Below are 22337 nucleotides of genomic sequence, written 5' to 3' on the forward strand. Positions count from 1 at the left end.
GTGTACCTCGGATGTTGACTTGAGTTGTTCTCGAAGCGTCTCCGCAGGAGAAGGGTTGATAAATGATGTTTCTTCTAATGGATTGAGTCGGAACGGGAGAATAACCCATTTGAATCGGCTCACAGAGCATTTCCACAATAATAAACTGAAACAGATATTGAGCAGGAAAAACGGATTAAGCCCAGTTAAAGCAGCATAGATTTTGACGAACAAGCGTACAAAGTGAATCCGTTAAAACTGAAAAATCACTCAACTGAGATCTCACCGCGACAGTCGCTTTTCTTAGGCAGATCCCAAGACCACGCTGTTTCCTGATCTCCGATTTTCGCTTTTTCTGCTCACTATTCATCTTTGTCTCTTGACAAGCAAAATGGTGCAACTGAGGTACTTCCTTGTGATCTAAACTAGCTTGTTGACATGAGATAAACGGTAATCATTTTTTGTTAATTGAGATCCGGTTGACAATTCACGGTTCTGAACATCTGTTTAAATCTGCTGCCATCAGAAAAGAATACTACTTTGCAAGGGTTTGTGGCAAAAAGAATGATTAACATTAATTAACATTACAATCATTCCTGAGTTTGCTTAACTGATCCCTTAACGATCTGTTGCTCATTCCTTGTTCGCGGAGTGAGGTGAGTTCGTTTGGCTTTAAGGACGCTTAACAGGTCACTCACTCAATATACTGCTTACCCTACGAAAAAATTTTGCCCCATCATTATTAAGCAAATTTAACTCGAGTTTCAGCAATATAAACCCGGTTTCTCATGAGGGTTAAAGGTTTGAAAGTTTGATATTCTCTGCTGACGAAGTTGCTCCACTCGAGAAAATCCCAAGACTCTCCGGTACTCTGACGAGAAGGGCTTCGCGCTTAAGAAACTAAGTTTCTCAAGAGGCTAGTCTAGAAAACTCAAACATTCCCTATTTTAGGCTCAAGACTACTTCTTTTGCTACTGACTCTACGATTGATCATCGATTCCCTTAGCTACCTCTTGCCATGATCAATGATCGGATGACCGACTCTTTGGGCGTAGTAATTTAGGTAAATTTCAACGCTTTAAGATGAACCCCAGTTTCAGTAGAGACGTGCAATCGCGTGTCTGTATACTGGAAAAATCCGACCAGCACTGAGAAATTCTACAACGATCAACTGAACCCTTTAACTAGAATTTTAGACCTATCTGTTGGTTCAATCCTCAAAGTTTTGACGAATCGCTCCAAACAGAATAGTTCTGTGGGGTTCTGACCTCAACCCCTATGAAGTTCTCCCATCAGAGGTTGCTTGGATAAAACGGTGTAAAATTTTTCCCAGGTGATATACCGATTAAACTGACCCACTCTAAGTAGGAGGGCAGCTTTTTTCCAGAACCTTCCCAGTTGAGTTCATCTTCGTCTCGGTTGTCTCACCGATCTAAACAAGCGACTCTAGCTAAAGATTGTCACCGCTTGTAGCCTTAGCCCTAAATTTTATAATAACATCTATTTTGATTCAACAAAAGAGATGCTATTTTCCAAAGGGAATAAAATCTAGTTAACAGCCCTCCGAGATAGACCCCCAAAGGCACTCTCGGAGTTTTGCTCTACGCTATTATTACTGAAGGATTAAGCGCCTCCGGTGAATGTGCAGCAGTTGAAATTCCTCCTGGCTAACCTGTTCTAGCATATAGAGAATCTGTTCTGGACGGAGTTGAGTGCCATCATTACGACAACCTCCGACAGATCGTAAAGTTACCGTTTCCGTGTCCTCGAGATTTGGTATTCCCGGATGACAACGAGTAGATGAATCAACTAACTCTAACTCAAACAATTGTTCGCGTAAATTAATGTATCGAGTTTTACCAGATTTTGTGATTTTCTCGTAAATCATCTCCTGACTGTCAAGAATTGCAGCTAGCCATCCCCGCCATTGCTGTTGATCTAAGCCAGAACGACTCGAACTGAACGTTAACAAATACTCCGCCTTTTCTAAAAACTGAGACGCAGTTGGCGACTTCACATCCAAGCATTCTGTTTGATAAATCGGTAAATCAGCCGGTAAATGAGCCTTTAAGATCTCTGTAAACACTGACTTTTCCATAGATTCCGTCAGATCAAATTCGATAATTTCTCCACTACTGGTTGCACCCAAAGCTAAAGCATTCGCAGAATAAATCCGAGGACTCGGATGATATCCCCCCGTAAACGAAATCGGAAGCGATGCCCGACGGGTCATGCGATCCAACAGTTTCATCAAATCGAGATGACCCACTAAAGCCATATCCCCCTGTTTCCCCATAATCACCCGTATTCGTTCAACTCGTTGAGAGTCGGGTACAAAATGACCGGAAAACTGGGGAATGGGTGGCGGTTCTATCACAATATTGTGACCAAAATCGACCCCACAAACCCCACAATGAGAACACCCTTCAAAAGAACAATCCGGGACAGTCGCTGCTTCTAAAGCCCGTTGTAAATCAGTTTTTAACCAATTTTTGTCAATTCCGGTGTCAATATGATCCCAAGGCAGAGGTTGATCGAGTAACTGTTGAGAGTCTGTTGTTTCAGAGTCAGCCAACTCCATCACATTCCACTCGCCATTTTCAATTTGTCGGTATTTCCAACTCATACCCGCTTCTGCGATCGCCTCTGTCCAAGCAGCAAACGCCCGATCTTGGCTTTCCCACCAAGCATCCATTCCGGCACCAAGTTCCCAAGCCCGGCGTATAACTGGGGCTAAACGGCGATCGCTGCGTCCGACAAAATCTTCCATGGCGGAAATGCGGATATCAGTAAAATTGGCTTTGATGCCTTTCATGCGGCGAAATTCGGCTTTAAGTAACTGTTGTTTGCGTTCAAACTCAGCCGTAGAAACCGAATGCCACTGAAATGGTGTGTGAGGTTTCGGGGTAAAGTTAGAAATGGTCAGGTTAATATTTAGCCGTCGTCGCTTCGGTGCAGTACATTGACGTTGCAACCATCGCACGGTTTCGGCTATTCCCAACACATCGGCATCCGTCTCACCCGGTAAACCAATCATAAAGTACAGTTTCAGCTTATCCCAACCTTGTTCGTAAGCCGTTTTTACCCCTCGTAACAGTTCTTCATTGGTTAACCCTTTGTTAACAATATCGCGCATTCGTTGGGTACCGGCTTCTGGAGCAAAGGTCAGGCTACTCTGCCGCATCCCACCGATAATATTGGCAATATTTTCATCAAAGCGATCAACCCGTTGACTGGGTAAAGACAGAGAAACACTTTTATTTTTAAGGCGGTTTTTCACCTCCAAACCTAAAGCGGGCAAGGCTAAATAATCAGAACAACTCAGCGAGAGTAAGGAAAACTCATTATATCCGGTTGCTTTCATGCCTTTTTCAATGGCATCGACAATTTGTTCCGGTTCCACATCTCGCGCCGGACGGGTTAACATTCCGGGTTGACAGAAGCGACAGCCTCTTGTGCAGCCCCGTCTAATTTCCATTGTGAGGCGATCATGGACAGTCTGGATGTAGGGTACCATCGTAATCGAGTAGGCAGGCATGGGAGTCGCTACCCGTCGGAGAATACGTTTGGGGACATCAGGACGGTTCGGATGTACAGAACCATCGGCTGCCATGTCGTAAAATTGCGGTACATAAACCCCAGGAACTTGAGCCAAGTCGAGGAGTAAGTCTTCACGAGTTAAACCGCTAGCCTTGCCTTCTTCGATAATTAAGCCAATTTCGGGTAATAATTCTTCACCATCCCCCAAAGCGATGAAGTCAAAAAAGTCGGCGTAGGGTTCCGGGTTGGAAGTGGCGGTTTGTCCCCCGGCAAAAATCAAGGGATATTCTCCAAGGGGAGTTTTGCCGTCAGTGTTTTGGCGTTCTTTCCAGGTGAGGGGAATGGCGGCTAAGGCGAGCATTTCCAGGATGTTTGTGGCCCCGAGTTCATAGCTGAGACTAAAGCCTAGAATGTCAAATTCTTGGAGTTCTCGACGGGACTCTACGGCAAATAAGGGAGTTTGGGTTTGACGGAGTTTATCGGCGAGATCGGGGGCGGGTAGATAGGCGCGATCGCAAAGTTGCCGAGGTTGAGTGTTGAGGATATTGTAGAGAATAATATGTCCTAAATTCGAGGCGCCCACTTCGTAGATTTCGGGATAGGTCAATGCCCAATGGACTTGGGCTGAGTCCCAGGGCTTATGTTTCGCACCTAACTCGTTTCCTAAATAGCGAGCGGGTTGATTAATTTCGGGGGTAATGAGCTTTTCGACTGCTACTGGCACTGTAAACCTCGTTTTACATCACTTTCGGGTATCGGACGGGGGAATTGAAAATTCCTGAGTCAACTTTAGCGGAGCAATCTTTTGGGTGAAACTCTTTGTTGACTTTGATTGATTACTTAACGATTCTTCATTATTATCTTATCGAATATTTGAACGTTGACATCCTCTCCGTCGTAAACAACGGAGATTCCAAACATCACTGTCTGGGCTTCCTCTTTCCACGAGCTGACTTACTAGGTTGAGTTTCCCCAACAAAGCAGAGGACGTTCTCTCGGGAGGCGTTAATTTCCGTCTGCCCGACGGTATTTGATAGCTGTTTTAATGCAGATTTCAATATGTTTCTGGCGGCATTTTCATCTCGGTCAGCAATATACCCGCAGTGAGGGCATTCGTGGGTTCTCGTGCTGAGAGTTTTTACAACTTTCTCACCACAATTTGAACAGCTTTGGGAAGTATACGCGGGTTCAACAGCAATCACCGGAACCCCATAAACCCGCGCCATATATTCTAACCATTCTCGAAACCTGTACCAAGCTGCATCGCTAATTGATTTGGCTAGATGATGATTTTTAACCATGTTGCGAATCCGTAGGTTTTCAATCGCTACCAAGTCGTTAGACTGTATGACGTGTTGGGCTAATTTACAAGCCCAATCATTACGCCTGCGTGAAACCTTGAGATGCGCTCTACCTAATTTGTTTCTGGCTTTTTGGCGATTTTGACTGCTCTTTTGAGTTCGAGATAACCGACGTTGCAGCTTTTTCAGCTTGCGTTCATCCTTTCTCAAAAATCGGGGATTATCTATTTGATTGCCAGAACAATCTGTGTAGAAATAGTTTAAACCTACATCTAGCCCTGTTTGTTTTCCTGTTAGTTCTTTTTTCTCCTCTCGTTCATAATCTATTAGAAATTGAGCATAATACCCGTCATGTCTTCTAATTACCCTCACTCGTTTGATTTGTTTTAACTGATAATAGTGCAGGTTTCGGCTTCCCCAAAGCTTAAACGTACCCGCTTGAAACTTGTCAGTAAACGTTAAATAACGTCTGTCTCCCGAAAGTTTCCATCCTGATGTCTTGTATTCAACAGATGCTCTGACTTGATACTTTTTAAACTTTGGGAACCCCTTCTTGCCTGGTGTTTTCTGCTTACAATTCCGATAAAATCTTTCAATTGATGCCCAAGCTCTTTCTGCGTGTGCTTGTCGTGCCATTGAGTTTAACCTTGATGCCCAAGGAAACTCTGGGTTGTCTGACAACAGCTTGCAGTGCTTGTAGGCATCGTTGCGACTTTTAACCTGACCGTCTAACCATGCTCTGATAACGCTGTTGCGAACAAATAGACCTGTCCGAATGGCTTCATCCAAGCTTCGGTACTGGCAATATGTTCCTTGCAGCTTCATTTCATATACGAGCATAATTTGTCGTCGTCGCTGACGATAAGCCATCGTAGCACAAACATAATCCGTCGTGAACGACGGGGCTTTTGACCCGCTTTTTTTGGTAAGGTTGGAGCGGATCTCAGTAAAAGTGGTAATTTAGAGTCAGGGAGTTTAGACTCTAACCAGGCTGGAACAATTTGCTCTATCCAACACTCTAAGTTGATGAAAGAGACGAGAGTTTGATTCTGTGGGGGAGTGGAGTTTCAGCTCTGAAAGGGTAGTTGATCGAGAAACAGGGTTGAGTGATACAGATCACTTTAAAGTTTCCTTTACGATCACAAGCATCAAACAGTATTCGTTAGAGAATTAATATAAGCAGAGTTACCCCAAATAGCAATTATGGCAGCTACCAACGTAATTCGCCAACTTGTTTCCAAGGCACTTTATTTCAAACGCCTAACACCGGAGATCGAAAATGAGATCAACACCGAACTCAGTCGTCTCGGCTATATTTCGGATACGGACTACGAAGCTCTTGAACTGTTAATGGAAGAAATGGATGCAGGTCGCGTCCAACTCGTTCCCAGTCCTTGACGAAAAAACCCAAGCCCAGATGAATCGGTGCATCTATAGGATCAGATATGGAATCCCGACTCGAAGGGTTTTGACTAACATTTTAGGTTGAATTCGGACAAACAAATTTTATAGAATTGAAGTAGCTCTTTGAGTGACAATTTACCGCGAATTTTTACGTTCTGATTTTTATCAAACAAAAATAAACTTAATCCGCTTGAAACCTATAAGTTCCCAAATTTTTTCAACGTTTGATCTGAACCTCTAAAACTCAACTTTTTTGGTATGATCTCTAGGCTATGCCCACCGACTGTTTTTTGCGCTCATGCAATTTGCTAAACGTCTAGAGAAGATTCCCCCCTACCTGTTCGCTGCAATCAGTCGCAAGCGAGAAGAATTACTCGCCCAAGGAATCGACCTGATTAATTTGGGAGTGGGCGATCCTGACTTACCGACACTAACTCCTGTGTTGCAAGCGATGCACGCCGCAATAGATGATCCTCAAACTCACAACTATCCCCCCTATCAAGGTTTAAGTGAATATCGCCACGCCACAGTCAAATGGATGGAACGTCGGTTTGGGGTAGTTGGACTCGATCCACAAACGGAAGTGATTTCTTCGATCGGGTCAAAAGAAGCCATTCACAACACGGCTTTGGCTTTTGTCGAACCGGGAGATCTAACCTTAATTCCCGATCCGGGTTATCCCGTTTATCGCACCTCAACGCTCTTTGCAGGGGGTGAACCTTATCCGTTACCCTTGAAACCTGAAAATCGATTTCTCCCCGATTTAAGTTTAGTTCCGGAAGCGGTCGCGCGTAAAGCTAAATTACTTTGGATCAATTATCCCAACAACCCCACGGGTGCGGTGGCTTCTTTAGAAGATTTAGCAGAAATGGTGGCTTTTTGTCGAGAGTACGATATCTTACTGTGTCACGATCACGCCTATTCAGAAATTGCCTTTGAGGGCTACCTACCGCCCAGTGTTTTGCAAGTGACTGGGGCGAAAGAAACAGCCATTGAGTTTCATAGCTTATCGAAAACCTACAATATGACGGGTTGGCGAATTGGATTTGTTGTGGGTAATGCGATGGGAATTAAAGGATTAACTCAAGTTAAGAGTAATGTCGATTCGGGTGTTTTTAAAGCGATTCAACAAGCAGCAATCACAGCTTACTCGACCTTAGACATAGACCGTCAACCGATACTTTCTATCTATCAAAAACGCCGAGATATTTTGGTTGAGGGTTTAAAATCAATGGGATGGTTAATAGAACCTCCGAAAGCAACGCTTTATGTCTGGGTTCCCGTGCCATCGGGTTATACTTCTACAGAATTTGTAACTTTACTACTCGAAAAATGTGGGATTGTTGTTGCTCCCGGTAGTGGTTATGGTTTGGCTGGAGAAGGGTTTATTCGGATGGCAATTACGATTAGTGAAGCGAGAATTCAAGAAGCAATTGATCGGATGAAAGATGCGGGAATTTATTACTGTTAATCACCTCAAATTCGGGTTCACTTTGGAGTGTTTATAAGTCTTAAGCAATAGTCATTGTCTCCTCTAGAGTATTGCCTATATAGCGCTACTTGAATCGGGAATAGGGAACAGGGAACAGCGGTGCGACTAGGCGCGATTCTCAATCCGCTCTGCGTAACGCGCACCAAGAGAGGGAACAGCGCTTGCCTTGCGGCGGGCGCGGTTTCCGGCGAGACTTAGTTGGCAATCTTAGGGAACAGCAGACTATGAAAGCGGTGTGACCCTGCGGCTTTGTAAGCCGCCAAGGAATGCACACGCCTGAGAGGGTTTCAGAATTTAGAAATGTCCTAACCAATATGCGTAGTGCTATACTGTTGTAATTGATCGTTCCTGGCGATCGCAATGGGGAATTTATCCATTTAGAATTAATTATAATTAAATGGGAGTTATAAATCATTAAATTCGATTTAAGCAGGGAACAAAAGAGTATAAATCAGTCAAACGAGGAAGCTTTAACCTGCCCGTTAAATTAGATTTTATTGGGGAAACGCATCGGGATAAGCTTGCCAAACCTGACGAATAAAAGTACGCAGTTGTTGATGTGCAGTGGTCTGAGTCTCAGAGGTTTTTCCGTCAGGTGAGTCTAACTGAACTAATAAGGGAATCACTTCTGTATCTAAAGCGGGTTGAAATAATTTTAGCGGCCAAATGAGGTCAGAACTTTCTCGCAAATTGTATAGATTTTGGGGTAGCGGACTTTCCCACAACGGAGGTTCAGGAGAATGATGTTCACCTGAAAATTCGAGCAACATTAATGGCCTAACCCAACACACTTGACGAGTCGTGACGACTTGAATAACTTCTGCATAGAGACAATGATGATCATGGTCGAGTTTAACAATTTGACCAGATTGAAAGGGAGAACTAGAGTCCATTGTTACTCGGGTAAACAAAAAAAGATCAACTTGGTCAATTGTGGATAAACATCTCAGCACTGATCAAGTTCAGTCATTGCAGTGGTCAAATCAGAGATCAAATGTTTAGCATTTTGTTTAGCTGAACCCTGACAATAGTTGCTGACAGATAGTGGAGTCCCAATATTAACTCTAACCCGACAACGCCAGCGAGGAACAATCGGAGTGTAATGCAGGGAGATGGGTACAACTTTGACATTGAGATTGGGTTGACTGGATTCGGCTTGTACAGCTAAACGAGCGAGTCCTGCTTTGAGAGGATGAACTTCATTATCCTGAAAAATATTGCCTTCGGGAAAGATCACCATCATTTCTCCCTGACGTAGCAATTCTACCCCATAGCGCAGAGTCGCGATACTCGGATGCCGAGGATTGACCGCAAATCCTCCTAAACGCCGGATAAACCACCCCTGAACACCCTTAATTTCGTCTTCTGTCACCATGAATCTTAAATCCCGTCCGGAAACACAACGGCCTGTAGCGTAGGGCATCATTAAGGCATCCCAACGAGAACGATGGGTTGGTGCAAGAATCACAGGCCCAGTTCTGGGAATATTTTCCTGGCCAACGACCTCAATTTTGCGAAAGTAAGACGGCAATATCAAGTGACGACCAAGCGGATAAGATAAAGCGGCTAACCAGGGGGACACCTTAGAAATTGTGAATTTTCCCTTGGGAGAGGTTGGCATTTTGAGGAGTGATGCTTTTAAGTCAAGTGTCATCATAAGTGGATTGGTGTTGCATTGATTTCTTAACTCTAAGGTAAAATTTTTATCCTTCGCTGTCGTTCATCTGAATGACACTTCTCACACTGTCTTGGGTTGAATTGCGAGGCGGTGGCTTTGGGTCTCTTGTGAGACGACAGCAGATATTAATCTTTTTTTAACTTTTGACCCTTGAATGATCCTCACGCCGTTGAGCAAACCATGATTGTAATTGTTGACGACAAGCCGACTCCAATATTCCCCCTAAAACCTGTAAACGGTGGAAGGAATAAGCACTATCGGGAATGTTAGCAACTGTGCGAATTGTACCAGTCTTGGGATCGTCTACCCCATAGACGAGAAGCTGAATTCGGGCTTGCACTATCGCCCCGGCACACATGGGACAAGGCTCTAAGGTAACGTAAAGGGTACATTGATTGAGATGCCAATCTTTTAACTTTTGGCCAGCTTGTCGCAAGACTAAAATCTCTGCATGAGCAGTGGGGTCATTGTCCCGTTCTCGTCGGTTTTCCGCTTCAGCAAGTAACTGACCTTGAGGATTGATAATAACGGCTCCGACGGGTACTTCTCCGGCTTCTCCAGCAGATCGGGCCAGTTCTAAGGCTCTTTTCATCCAGTGACAATGAGTGGTGTAGCCATTCATATTTTTTTCTTGAAAAAATCAATATTTGATCAAACTCAGGCTCTGTGAAAATGACAGATAAGTCTCTACAATTCCATCAAGTTTTACTGTTATATGCTGATTGTGTTGGAGAGTATAATGATTTGGGGAAAGTGGATCTAAATTTCTGCGAAACTGAGTGTAAATTCCTATCGATATCATCAGTTTTTTGAATTAATCAAAACTTAATCTTAAGCCTCAGACAAAATTTTTAAAATAGAAATAGATAGGCTGTTGTTCTTTGAGTTGTGAGTGAGGCGTTCGATCAAAAATAGCCTGAAAGCTAGTGAGTAGAGAATCTAGCTTCAAAAAACCGAGGATTGGGTGAGGAAGTGAGTATAAATTGTTACCTAGAGAAAGGGTGAGGTGTAACTTTTCTCTATTTATTCTGAAGTTTTCACTGCATTGTAGAACATCAATAGAACTTCCCAATTAAAGAGTTAGGAGAATTTCATGCTGAATTTTTTTGAAGATGGCTTTGTTTTAGAAGACAGAGCTAATCTATTTAGAGTTGACTCCGGCTTATCTACCCATCTAGAAAGTTTATCTACAGGTAGTGATGATCATTGGATAGCGAGTTCAATCGTTCCTGATTTTCCAGTAGATAATATAGGAAATAATGAGCTTGTTGGGAGTGATTTGAATGAGAGTTTGAGTGGTGGAGAAGGAGATGATATTCTCACTGGAAATGGAGGAAATGATGCTCTTTCTGGGGAACGGGGTAATGATACATTGTTAGGGGGTTTAGGGGATGATTTTCTCGTTGGACAAGAGGGAAATGATTGGTTAGAAGGGGGTGTAGGGATAGATTTTGTAGTCGGGGGTTTAGGAGAAGATACTTTGGTTGTCATGGATGCAACCGCAGCGAACTCTATGCCTTTTGCTGATTCAATCGTTGATTTTGATCCGTTATCTGACTGGATTAAATTACCGGATAATTTAGCAGAATCTAATATTTTTCTAGAACCTGTGTTTTTGGAATCTGGAGAAATTAATACTTTAATTGGAAGTCGTCTCAATAATACTATATTAGCTTCAGTATTAAACACGATACCGACACAATTAGAGGGGCGTTTTATCGCGACTGCTACTGCATCGGATTCTACTTTAGGTCAAGCCCTAAACTTAGGAACAGTTGGAAATATTACCGTCAGTGAATTTGTTGGAGATTTAGCGCCCGAGGATATTTACCGCTTGGATTTAGAGATTGATAGTGATATTAATATTGTGCTAAATGGTTTAAGTGCAGATGCGGATATTGCCCTGTTACAAGATATTAATAATAATCAAGAGATTGAGATGACTGATATTATTAATACTTCTCAGGAACCTGCTAACTTCTCTGAATCTGTGTCGATTAATGCTTTACTTGCGGGAACTTATTATGTTTTGGTTTATCAATATGAGGGCGATACTGCTTACAATTTAAGTATTTCTGCAACAGCCAATCCTCAATTCAATAATCCCGAAACACTTGAGAGTTTTGATAGCCGTTTTGGGTATGGTTTAGTTGACGCTTCAGCAGCAGTTTCTCAGAGTGCTGGTGTCCCTGATTTTCCAGAAATTCTCGACTTGGGTGGAAATAATTGGGGACGAGATTTAATTCAAGCCCCGGAAGTTTGGACACAGGGAATAACTGGAGAAAATGTTGTTGTAGCAGTCGTTGATAGCGGTATTGATTACAATCATCCCGATCTATTTCCTAATATTTGGAATAATCCAAGTGAAATTGCAAATAATGGGATTGATGATGATAATAACGGCTATGTAGATGATAGTCGAGGTTGGGATTTTGTCAATCAAGATAATGATCCGATGGATTTGAATAGTCATGGGACTCATGTCACCGGAATTATCGCCGCTACTGAGGATGGAGTCGGAATTACAGGAGTTGCTCCTAATGCTACAATTATGCCTGTACGAGTCTTAGATAAAAATGGTTTTGGTAAGATTAATGATGCTTTAATGGGGATTCGTTATGCAGTTGAAAATGGGGCGGATGTGATTAATCTGAGTTTAGGTGGAAATGATTATATTAGTGAAGTTTTAGAGACGATTAGTTGGGCGGTGGAACAGGGTGTTGTTGTGGTAGTTGCAGCCGGAAATGAAAGCAGCAGTTTTCCCTCTTATCCGGCACGTTTTGCAAATCAATTTGGGATTGCTGTCGGATCAGTTGATGGTAAAAATCAACTTTCTAGTTTCTCAAATCGAGCGGGAATTTTACCTTTGAATTATGTCGTTGCGCCTGGAGGAGATGGAGGTTTTTCAGATGTTGGTGATATTTATTCAACGATACCTTTAACATCTTCTGCGGTTCCCTATCGATTCCTTTCTGGAACTTCTATGGCAGCGCCACACGTTGCTGGAGTTGTGGCATTGATGTTACAAGCCAATCCCAATCTGACGCCAACTCAAGTCGAAGATATTCTCAATCAAACAGCAGATCATTCTACAATTGTGGTTTAAACTGATCATAAAATTCCCCCAGTAAAATAACCAGGGGAAATTGGGGGAACTCAATCAACCTTTGATCGTATTTTCGGTGAAAGAGGTCGTTTATGGCTTCATCCTAAAGGATTAAATTTTCTGAAATGTCATTAAATTTCATCCCAACCGCCTACTCCGGAAGACATGACATAACTGGTAACACTGGCTTCAAAGAAGTTCGCTTTGGTGTGGGCTTCTTTTTTGGTATCTGAAAATCGTTCTAGATGAGTGTAAGGGCTTTTGCTATATCGAGGGTCGGTATATAGGGGTTTTAAACCAATTGAACGCAACCGAGCATTGGCGAGATATTTGGTATATTGTTCGGTGCTAGTCTCAGTAATTCCTAAAATATTACGACCGACAATATGATTAGTCCAGCGACATTCATGTTGTACTGCGGTGTCAAACATTTCATAAATTTGTTCAACGGAATGAGGAAAGGTTTGCATTGCTTCGGGAATCAATTTTTGGTACAAACGGACATGAGAGAGTTCATCCCGGTTGATCATTTTGAAAATATCTGCTGATCCCGGCATTAACATTCGAGAGGCTAAGTTATAGAAGTAGATAAACCCATTATAAAAGTAGAGTCCTTCAAGCAAAAAGTCTGCAAGTAAAGCAACAAAATAGTTCTCAGAGGTGGGATTATCAATGTAGTTTTGATAAAATCGGGCAATATATTCACAGCGATTATGTAAGACTGAATCAGTGCGCCAAAATTCATACACAAAACTTCTGCGATCTGAAGGAATGATTGTTTCTATCATGTATTGATAGCTTTGGTTGTGCATGGCTTCTTGAGAGACTTGTTCAGCCATACACAAACTAATTTCGGGTGCTGTAATACTACTTTTTAGGTGAGGAATGTTGCACGTTTGAATGGAATCTAAAAAGGTTAAGTAAGACAAAATTCCATCAAATGCGCGACGTTCATCTGTGGTTAAATTCCCATAATCGACGACATCTTGAGTAATGTCTAATTTTTCGGGAACCCAGAAGTTTTCCCGCATTTGTTTGTACAAACCAACCGCCCAAGGATATCGAACATCATTCAATTGCATCAGGTTGGTTGTATCTCCAAACCAAATTGAACGGTTTTCGACATGATCATTACCCTCTGGATTAAAGATAGGATTAATCGGCATTTTTGAATCAGATTTGCTGTTGAAAGTGTCTAGGGTTGTTGTCATTTTTTTCAGTTTGTTTGAGTGGTTTTTGTGAGAGTTGTCGCGATTCTGTTTGAGTTTAAAACCGTGACAACTAACGACAATTTACGGATTAATTAGCACAAGCTGTACAGGTTTCGTCGGCTTCTTTGAAGCTGTCACGCTGTACTGTTCTAATATAATAGATCGCTTTACAGCCTTCTTGCCATGCCATGACTAAGGTGTCAAAAATATCCTTAGCTTTGATAGAACGTTCCGGTTCATCGGGAAAATAAACCCCTTGATTTAAGTTGAAAATCAACTCCATAGAAATTCCCGTATCAATCCATTTTTGAATTGTTGCTACAGCTTTAACTACAGTTTGTTGATTTAAGGTTTTATTTTCGGGATAAAACCAAAAACTATCTCTGATAAAAGGAGGTGCAATAGGAACAGTTCCTTTCGCCCATTTATCATAGAAAAAGCGACTATAGCAAGGTAAAATACTAGCCGTACAACCTTGAACCAAGGAAGAAGAAGTATTGGGGGCAATGGCGGTAATATGAGAGTTACGAATGCCGTATTTTTGGATATCTAAACTCAGTTGTTGCCAACGTTCTTTAGAGTGTGCATTCTCCAAAAACCATTCTACAGGTTTCGCCCCAATTAACTTTCCTTGACTCCAAGAACTTCCCGCAAAAGCTGGATATGATCCCCTTTCTTTGGCGAGTTCCATTGAGGTTTTTGTGCAGTAGTAGCCAAGATCTTCAAACAGGTGACTAATGGTGTCTAAATCTCGGTAAGATCGTTTATTTTTAGCTAACCAATCGGCTAACCCCATCGCACCAACACCAATAGTTCGGTATTTGATATTGTGAACCTTACTATCTTCAAACGGAGGACAAGTTAACTCAATAGTATTGTCTAACAAACGCACAGCGATTTCGCAAATTTCGGCTAATTCTCCGTCTTCGAGATTGGCTAAATTTAAACTATTGAGGTTGCAAGTATGGGCTTCTTTTCCCGGTGCAACATTTGACCAACTTTCTTGACACAAATTTCCTCCCGGAATATAACCTTCATGGGAATTTGGGTTGGCGCGATTTGAAGTATCTTTAAACCAGAGATAGGGCATTCCGGTTTCGACTTGCGATCGCATCATCGTTTTAAACAGTTCCCTAGCATTAATTTTCTTGTAGAGTGTTAAGGTTTTGTCTAAGCTTTGTTCGATTTCTTGATAAGCAAACTCAAACTTTTCACCCCACAATTCTGCCAGTTCAATCCCTAATTTAGTTCGCACCTCAAAAGGGTCAACCAGCGTCCATTCTTCTTTAGCAATCACCCGACGCATAAACTCATCCGGTATTACTAATTGGGGAAAGATATCATAAGCTTTACGACGTTGATCCGTTAATGTTCATCTTGATTCGCGACTTCAAGACTGTCTTCATTGTAACTTCTCTGTGAGATAAGAAGTGATTATTTTGTAAAGCTTAAACTCAGGCAGATTGAAGACCACTTACACTTTCATGTAAGACCAGACTATATCTTTATCCTGTAATAATTTAGAGATTTGACTACAGGATACCTCCTACTTCCACTCGCTTGAGTGTACTTCCGTTTGGAATAGTCGTTGAACCTGATTCATTTAACAGAATCTCGGCTGCTGATCACCCATTGTTTCATCTGTTTTATTTTTAAACGTTCACACTGACTATTTCTAGTTATGTTGTCGTTAAAACAGCTTTAGGGTTTCCCAGCAATTCAGGAGGTGCATTTATATCATTACTGATATAAAGGGCTAATATTAACCATTTTCCGTCTGCATTTCTAGAAATTCTGGTACGTCTAAATGCCACACATCTAAACTAACCGTAATTGCTCCGGCCCGACGGCCGCCCTGGTTAACTGCGATCGCCGTATCATTTAATAATTTAATCCAAGGAATCACCCCACCTGACGTATTTTCTTTACCCATTACCCAACTTCCAGTCGCCCGAACTCGGCTGACATTTGTACCAACACCGCCCCCATTTTTTGAGATTCTAGCAGCATCTTTGATGGCGTCAAAAATACTTTCTAAGTTATCATCCATGCTGGTAATAAAACAGCTACTCAAAGAACCATTCGGAATTCTAAGATTGCCTAAAATGGGTGTAGCTAAGGAAATTTTGCGCTTGGCAATTGCTTCATAAAATTGTCGCGCCCAAAATAATCGATTTTCTGGTTTTTCGACTACTGCTAATAGCAGCGCACAGGTTAATAGGGCTTCTTGCGGCAATTCATTCGTCAACAAATAGCGCTTTGTTAGCAACACCGCCCCGGCATAATCATAGTCTTTATCCCATTGCGGATCGATCCAGGTTCCGGCTTGCTGAAGTTCTTCTGGGTTGTAAGTTAAGATTCGTGAATCATATTCGTGATTCTTGACTTTAGATTCAACGGTGCGGGCATAGTCTTCGTAGCGATAGCCTCGGTTAGCGAGTGTATCTTTCCACAAACTCCAGATGTGTAACCTCCCCGCCACGTAACGCCAGTCGGGTTCTGAGGGGCTACACAACTCTAATGCACAGTTAATCAGGTTGTCTTGAATTTCACGGGTTGTTACCCCATCTCGCAGACGAGTGGTTAGCCCCGCTTCCAAGGTTATGGGGTTGGCGTCTAAGCCCTCACAAGCCCAATTCACGACGTTACGGATTTTTGAGATGTCCAAGTCAGCCCGTGATCCATCTCGCCGGATCACCTGAATTTCACTCTTGGTTGAGGGAATGGCCGTTGGGTATAAGGTCTGCATACTCAAAGTTCTTCAATTTAATGACATTTTTCCAATGTACTCTATAACTAGATATAGTTGTAGTCGTTGACAAACTTTCAAATTTACGCTATATTTGGTGTAATTTAAAGTATAACTAAAGATAGATTTTTTTAAGATTCTGTATACTAATATACATAAAATCAGCCTTGACTTATGAATCAAGATTGTTGATAGAACTCTATTTTAGCGATCGCAAAGGGTGTAAATTACTGTTTTAAAATTGACAGATAGATTTAGGTTGTACCGGACATTCTTTTTTCTCAATGGGATTTTCTTGTAACCCCAAATAGGTGAGATTATCCAACGTAGAAAGTGATTCTATCGTTTTAATTTGATTGTTCCAGAGGTTAAGTTCGGTGAGGTTAGTTAGATTAGACAAGGGTTGAACTTCGGTAATTTTATTTTCATCTAAATACAAAATCACCAGTTTACTTAAATCAGATAAAGGTTTAAGATCACTAATCTGATTTTTACTTAATCCAACTCGCGATAAATTTTTGAGGTTAGATAGCGGTTTAATATCACTAATCTGATTATCAATTAAGTTTAAATCCTCAGTCAAGTTGGTGAGTGAACTTAAGGCTTTGATATCGGAGATTTGATTACTTCTCAGTTGTAAGGTGATCAAGTTTTCTAGATTAGAAAGAGGTTGAATATTAGTAATGTTGTTTTCACTCAGACTTAAGGTTTCGAGTTGAGTCAGAGAGGATAAAGCACTAACATCAATCAGTTTGTTGCTGTCGAGGTTGAGTTCTTTTAAATTACTGAGATTAGACAAAGAACTCAGATCTTCAATTTGGTTGGTTTTGAGATTTAATTTAGTTAGATTTTGGAGTTCAGAAATCAAGCTAATATCATTAACTTTATTTCCATTTAAACTCAGTTGAGTTAAATTTTCAAGATTTGCAATAATACTTAAGTCCTGGATTTGATTTTCACTCAGACTCAAATTTGTTAAATTATTCAGTTCAGAAAGGGAACTAATATCACTGATTTTATTACTATCTAAACTGAGTTCAGTTAATCCGGAAAGGTTAGACAGGGGGCTGAGAACTTCGATTTCATTTTTATAAAGAAGTAAAATTTGAAGATTGGGTAACTCCGAAATAGGACTTAGATCTTGAATGAGATTACTACTGAGGTTAAGTCGTGTTAAATTGGTTAAATTGGATAAAGGTGTTAAGTCTGTGATTTGATTTTCACTGAGGTTCAGGCGAGTTAGATGTGGTAAAGTAATTAATGGAGAAAGATCGCTAATTTTGCTGCGACTGAGATCGAGTTCGATCACTTGTAAAAGACTTTTTTGAGCTAATTTACAATCTGTCACTCCGGCGACTTGTAATAAAATATTTACCGTTTGTTGAGTTTCTAATGCTAAATTTTCCCGACTTGAACACCAATCTGCAAAAGTTCTATAGTCTTTAACCTGGGGTGAAGGATTTACTGGGAGATCAGGCTCTGAAATGGGAGGTAACATCGTTTCAAGTACCGAACAATTGGAGATTCCGACACCCAAAGTCAGCATCAAAGACAGTTTTATCCCTGCTTTGAGAGGTTTTGATTTCAACATTTTGACCTCCAGACCCATTCATTTTGATTCACCATTTGCTTAGACATCCTCACTCAACACTTGATTACTGTACTTACTATTATTCCATCTTTTTTACAAATTATGTCTCTCTCCTCGGGTTATTTTTTTCTCCAGTTGTAAATATTCCAAGTGTTTAAATCCCAAGGGGTTAATTCAACGCCTGTAATTTGATTGTTGACTCCAATGATATCGGCTCGATGTACTAGGGGAATTACCATCGCATTTTTCACTAACAGATCATTCATCTGAATCAATAATTGTTGACGTTTCTGGGAATCGAGTTCAATTGTAGACTGTTTCCATAGATTATCATAATTTTGATTGCAATAGCGAGAAGTATTATCTCCCGTCCAATTATTGGCTTTTTGGGGAATTTCATCACAAGTGTAGGTTTTTAAATAGGAAGTCGGATCAGGGCTAGTATTTCCTGTAGTAAACATTTGTAAGTCAGCATAAAAGTGTTCTACGGTATCAGAGTTGGCTGGATCTCCCGAAAAATAAACACTAGGATCGATACTTTTGAGTTCAACAGCAATCCCAATTGATTCTAGCGATTGTTTAATCACTTCTTGGGTTTTTTGTCGCAAAGGATTGACTGAAGTTTGAAATAAAATCTTCATTTCTATTCCATTTTTATCTCGAATTCCATTATTATTGCTATCTTTCCATCCGGCTTGATCTAATAATATTTCTGCTTTTTTGGGGTTAAATTCATAGTCCGTATTTTCAGAAACAAATTGTTGAGGTGCGACAACAAAATTTGCGGTAGCCTTTCCAGTCACACCATAAAGTTGATTGGCAATTGTTTCTCGATCTATAGCTAAACTAAAGGCTTGACGAACTGATTCATCGGTGAAAAAAGGATGAGGGAATTTTAAGCTAGAACGTTCACCTTCGGGAGTAGCTTGATTGGGATCTGTTTGATTGATTAAAACTCGTTCCATTAATGATCCAAAGTTAGAAATTATCTTTCCTTTTCCGCCTGTTTCTAATTGTTTTAAAACTGTTGCTTCGACTTGTAAATTGTACGCAAAATCAGCATCTCCTGTTTGTAAAACCGCTCTGGCTGATGATGTTGCATCCCCTCCGCCTTTGAGTTCAATGCGTTCAAAACTGACTGTTTCTGCTTCTCTAAAATTAGGATTGGGTTCATAAATAACCACATCTCCCGGTTTGAATTCTACCACCTGATAAGCACCTGTTCCCACTGGGTTCAAATTGGCGGGTGCTTGACGAGAATTAACACCCTGATAGTCTTGAAATTTATGTTTCGGTAAAATCATCCCTTCGGTGCCAACGAAGACTAAAAACCAACCAGGAGTTACATCTTGAAAGTTTATTTTAACAGTAAAATCGTCTATTTTTTGAACAGTTTCAATAATTTTATAGGTTCCCGCAGTAGAAGAACCCACGTCAGGATTGCTAATAAATTCATAGGTAAAGACAACATCATCAGCCGTAAAAGGGATTCCATCTGACCATTTTAGATTTTGTTTTAATTTCCAAGTGACTGATTTTCCATCTTTAGCAATTCCTCCATTTTCTATCGTAGGAATTTCAGCAGCTAAAAAGGGAATGAGTTCGCCTTGGTTGTTAAAGCTGGCTAAAGGTTCTAAGGTAATTCGACTGGCTTCTGAGTCTTTAAAACCTGTGGATAAATGGGGATTTAAAATAGTCGGTGCTTGCCAATATAATAATCTTAAAGTGTTATTTTGAGCAGATATAGATTGGGAATTTTTAGATTGAGTTTGAGATGTGCAAGAACTAATACAGAGTAAACTAAAAAGGATAAAAAGTGAGGTTTTAATTAAAATTCTAGAGTGTTTTTTCATTGAAAGGTATCTAGCCAAGATTGATGATTTTAAACAATCATACCCTGATTAGACAAGGTTGATCAATTTTCTGTTAAAATTAACTGCATTGCTTGATTTAAAATTTCATCTTGACTCACCAATTGTTCTAATTCTTCTGATTCATAATGTCCTTCTTTGACTTCGAGAGAGGCTTTGTTAATCGCTTGAGGATAAGCTTCTTCTAGGGTATTTAAAAGTTCTTCAGGAGGTAAATAAACCCCTCCAGATTTACGACGCTTATTTTTGGCTTTAATTTCTAAAATGGAATTACGAATTGAGACATCCCAAGAACGAGTCGTGCGATTTTCTACTGTTTGTTTGATTAAATGAAGTAATAAAATTACAGCATAACTCCGAATATTACTAATAATGTCATCTCTACTCATTTCTTCTAATTCATTCACAATAGCCAGTGACCCTTGAATGTCACCTTGCAGGAGGAGTTCTTTAAGTTTAAGAATTTCTTCCATAACTCAGATTAAAATTAATCAAGTTTTACCCTATCTTATCAAATTCTTGAGCAAAAACACAGATTAACTTCTAAATCTGTTAAAATAAAATCCCACATATTTTGTTAATATAACGGAATCAAGCTCTAAACATAAATTTCAACTCACCATGCACAATTTTATTCCACCTGAACGCTTTTTTCCCTATCTAACCTGGACAGAAATCAACGCCATGTCCGACAAAGAAAATATTGTCATTATTCAACCTATTGGTTCTATCGAACAACACGGCCCCCATTTACCTTTAATAGTTGATTCTGCCATTGCAACTGCGGTAACAGGTGAAGCTTTAGCTAAACTTAATACTGAGATTCCTGCCTACGCCCTACCCACATTATATTATGGCAAATCTAACGAACATTGGCATTTTCCTGGTACAATTACCCTCAATAGCAATACCCTTTCATCAGTATTAATCGAAACAGGAGAAAGCATTTATCGAGCCGGATTTCGTAAATTAGTGTTTATAAATGCTCACGGTGGACAACCGCAAATATTAGAAATGGTGGCGCGAGATTTGCATCAAAAGTATGAAGATTTTATGCTCTTTCCGTTGTTTGTCTGGCGAGTTCCCAATGCAGCAACCGAATTATTAACCCCCAAAGAGTTAGAATATGGAATCCATGCCGGGGATGCAGAAACCAGTGTCATGCTGTCAATTTTGCCCGAACAAGTCCGAAAAAATCAAGTGGTTTGTGAATATCCTCACGATTTACCCAAAAATAGTATGCTGAGTATGGAGGGAAAATTACCGTTTGCTTGGGTAACACGAGATTTAACCAAAAGTGGAGTTTTAGGAGATGCAACAGTTGCCACAAAAGAAAAAGGGGATAAAATTCTAGAATCTCTAGCCGAGAGTTGGGTAAAAGTAATTACAGATATTTACAAATTTCGTCAACCGCAACGTTATCATTTAAAAGAATAAAACAGAGACTCACCCCGTTCAACTCCATCCAAAATTTCTCTGTATCACAGGTGTCTATAATCACCCTAAACTATGTAACAATGAATTTTACAAAAGTCTAGGCTGAGGTATTAATATGCTCAACAATTCTCCGATCAAACAAGCAATCAACCAAAGTAAAGCGCTAAAGGTGATTAGTGGCTTGATGAATTTTGATACCCAACGGGTTGCAGCAACCGTAAAAGCGGCGACTCAGGGGGGTGCAACCTTTGTTGATATTGCGGCGGATGTCAGTTTAGTCCGAATGGCGCGAAATCTAACTCATCTCCCCATTTGTGTTTCAGCCGTTGAACCCGTTAAGTTTGTTCCCTGCGTGGAAGCGGGTGCAGACTTAATTGAAATTGGGAACTTTGATGCGTTCTATGCCCAAGGACTGCGGTTTGAAGCCGAAGATGTGTTGCGACTCACCGAACAAACGCGATCACTGCTTCCTAATATTACCCTGTCTGTCACTGTTCCTCACATTCTTGAACTGGACAAGCAGGTTCAACTCGCCCTCGAATTAGTCGAAGCGGGTGCCGATATTATCCAAACCGAAGGCGGTACCAGTTCCCAACCCGTTCATTCGGGTACATTGGGTTTAATTGAAAAAGCGTCTCCCACCTTAGCCGCAGCTTATGAAATCTCTCGGGCGGTATCAGTCCCCGTATTGTGTGCGTCTGGACTGTCCAACGTCACCGCACCTTTGGCGATTGCAGCCGGGGCTTCGGGTATTGGTGTGGGTTCAGCTATCAACCGCCTCAATGATGAAGTCGCAATGGTTGCAGCGGTTCGCAGTTTAGTTGAAGCGTTAGCCACTGTCAGCCACGCAGGTGTGCGAGTATAGACTCGAAAAACCCTCGAAGACACACAAGACAAAAATTCCAGAGAAAATCTGAGGTGTCTTTGTGTCTTTGGGGTACATTTCCCTAAACAAATTCAAGCTGATTTTGAAGGGTT

Annotated in this window: 15 protein-coding genes and 1 pseudogene; 5 read left to right on the forward strand and 11 right to left on the reverse strand. The window is 41.0% G+C overall.

The window, feature by feature from the left end:
* Positions 1-1591: 1591 nt before the first annotated feature.
* Positions 1592-4243 carry a TIGR03960 family B12-binding radical SAM protein gene (locus L8106_RS05505; RefSeq protein ID WP_009783227.1) on the reverse strand — a complete coding sequence of 884 codons (2652 nt, stop codon included), beginning with the start codon at positions 4241-4243 and terminating at the stop codon, positions 1592-1594.
* A 196-nt stretch (positions 4244-4439) separates the two neighbouring features.
* Positions 4440-5660: an RNA-guided endonuclease TnpB family protein gene (locus tag L8106_RS05510; protein WP_009783228.1), complete on the reverse strand. Its 1221-nt coding sequence runs from the start codon at positions 5658-5660 to the stop codon at positions 4440-4442.
* Positions 5661-6023: 363 nt separating this feature from the next.
* Here L8106_RS05510 and L8106_RS05515 point away from each other — a divergent pair, with 363 nt between their 5' ends.
* Both L8106_RS05515 and L8106_RS05520 read left to right on the forward strand, forming a co-directional pair.
* Positions 6024-6218 carry a hypothetical protein gene (locus tag L8106_RS05515; RefSeq protein ID WP_009783229.1) on the forward strand — a complete coding sequence of 65 codons (195 nt, stop codon included), beginning with the start codon at positions 6024-6026 and terminating at the stop codon, positions 6216-6218.
* Between the two features lie 304 nt (positions 6219-6522).
* On the forward strand, positions 6523-7695 hold the full coding sequence (locus L8106_RS05520; RefSeq protein WP_009783230.1) for an LL-diaminopimelate aminotransferase: 1173 nt from the start codon (positions 6523-6525) through the stop codon (positions 7693-7695).
* Between the two features lie 515 nt (positions 7696-8210).
* Here L8106_RS05520 and L8106_RS05525 read toward each other — a convergent pair.
* From L8106_RS05525 to tadA, 3 genes are all read right to left on the reverse strand, one after another.
* On the reverse strand, positions 8211-8609 hold the full coding sequence (locus tag L8106_RS05525; RefSeq protein ID WP_009783231.1) for a hypothetical protein: 399 nt from the start codon (positions 8607-8609) through the stop codon (positions 8211-8213).
* A gap of 53 nt (positions 8610-8662) precedes the next feature.
* Positions 8663-9373 (reverse strand): 1-acyl-sn-glycerol-3-phosphate acyltransferase, encoded by a 711-nt coding sequence (locus tag L8106_RS05530; protein ID WP_009783232.1) that lies wholly within the window; start codon positions 9371-9373, stop codon positions 8663-8665.
* A gap of 157 nt (positions 9374-9530) precedes the next feature.
* The gene (tadA, locus tag L8106_RS05535) at positions 9531-10016 is read right to left on the reverse strand and encodes a tRNA adenosine(34) deaminase TadA (RefSeq protein ID WP_009783233.1); all 486 of its coding nucleotides are present in this window, start codon (positions 10014-10016) and stop codon (positions 9531-9533) included.
* 471 nt (positions 10017-10487) lie between these two features.
* On the opposite strand from tadA, the gene L8106_RS05540 reads away from it, so the two are divergent.
* The gene (locus L8106_RS05540; RefSeq protein ID WP_009783234.1) at positions 10488-12500 is read left to right on the forward strand and encodes a S8 family serine peptidase; all 2013 of its coding nucleotides are present in this window, start codon (positions 10488-10490) and stop codon (positions 12498-12500) included.
* A 131-nt stretch (positions 12501-12631) separates the two neighbouring features.
* Here the strand turns inward: L8106_RS05540 and L8106_RS05545 are convergent, their stop codons facing one another.
* The 6 genes and pseudogenes from L8106_RS05545 to L8106_RS05570 form a co-directional block, all read right to left on the reverse strand.
* Positions 12632-13711: a ribonucleotide-diphosphate reductase subunit beta gene (locus L8106_RS05545; protein ID WP_009783235.1), complete on the reverse strand. Its 1080-nt coding sequence runs from the start codon at positions 13709-13711 to the stop codon at positions 12632-12634.
* 88 nt (positions 13712-13799) lie between these two features.
* Positions 13800-15062: pseudogene (locus L8106_RS05550) on the reverse strand (ribonucleoside-diphosphate reductase subunit alpha); the annotation flags it as partial.
* A gap of 411 nt (positions 15063-15473) precedes the next feature.
* The gene (locus L8106_RS05555; protein WP_009783237.1) at positions 15474-16460 is read right to left on the reverse strand and encodes a ribonucleotide reductase N-terminal alpha domain-containing protein; all 987 of its coding nucleotides are present in this window, start codon (positions 16458-16460) and stop codon (positions 15474-15476) included.
* Between the two features lie 235 nt (positions 16461-16695).
* Positions 16696-18051, reverse strand: coding sequence for a leucine-rich repeat domain-containing protein (locus L8106_RS05560; RefSeq protein ID WP_198012900.1), 1356 nt, complete (start codon positions 18049-18051; stop codon positions 16696-16698).
* A gap of 119 nt (positions 18052-18170) precedes the next feature.
* The gene (locus tag L8106_RS05565; protein ID WP_009783239.1) at positions 18171-19904 is read right to left on the reverse strand and encodes a peptide ABC transporter substrate-binding protein; all 1734 of its coding nucleotides are present in this window, start codon (positions 19902-19904) and stop codon (positions 18171-18173) included.
* A gap of 62 nt (positions 19905-19966) precedes the next feature.
* On the reverse strand, positions 19967-20395 hold the full coding sequence (locus L8106_RS05570) for a DUF29 family protein (RefSeq protein ID WP_009783240.1): 429 nt from the start codon (positions 20393-20395) through the stop codon (positions 19967-19969).
* Between the two features lie 148 nt (positions 20396-20543).
* Here L8106_RS05570 and L8106_RS05575 point away from each other — a divergent pair, with 148 nt between their 5' ends.
* Positions 20544-21359 (forward strand): creatininase family protein, encoded by an 816-nt coding sequence (locus L8106_RS05575; RefSeq protein ID WP_009783241.1) that lies wholly within the window; start codon positions 20544-20546, stop codon positions 21357-21359.
* A gap of 115 nt (positions 21360-21474) precedes the next feature.
* Positions 21475-22224 (forward strand): DUF561 domain-containing protein, encoded by a 750-nt coding sequence (locus L8106_RS05580; protein WP_009783242.1) that lies wholly within the window; start codon positions 21475-21477, stop codon positions 22222-22224.
* Positions 22225-22337 lie beyond the last annotated feature (113 nt).

Origin of the sequence: Lyngbya sp. PCC 8106, from assembly GCF_000169095.1 — a bacterium.
Classification (GTDB): Bacteria; Cyanobacteriota; Cyanobacteriia; order Cyanobacteriales; family Microcoleaceae; genus Capilliphycus.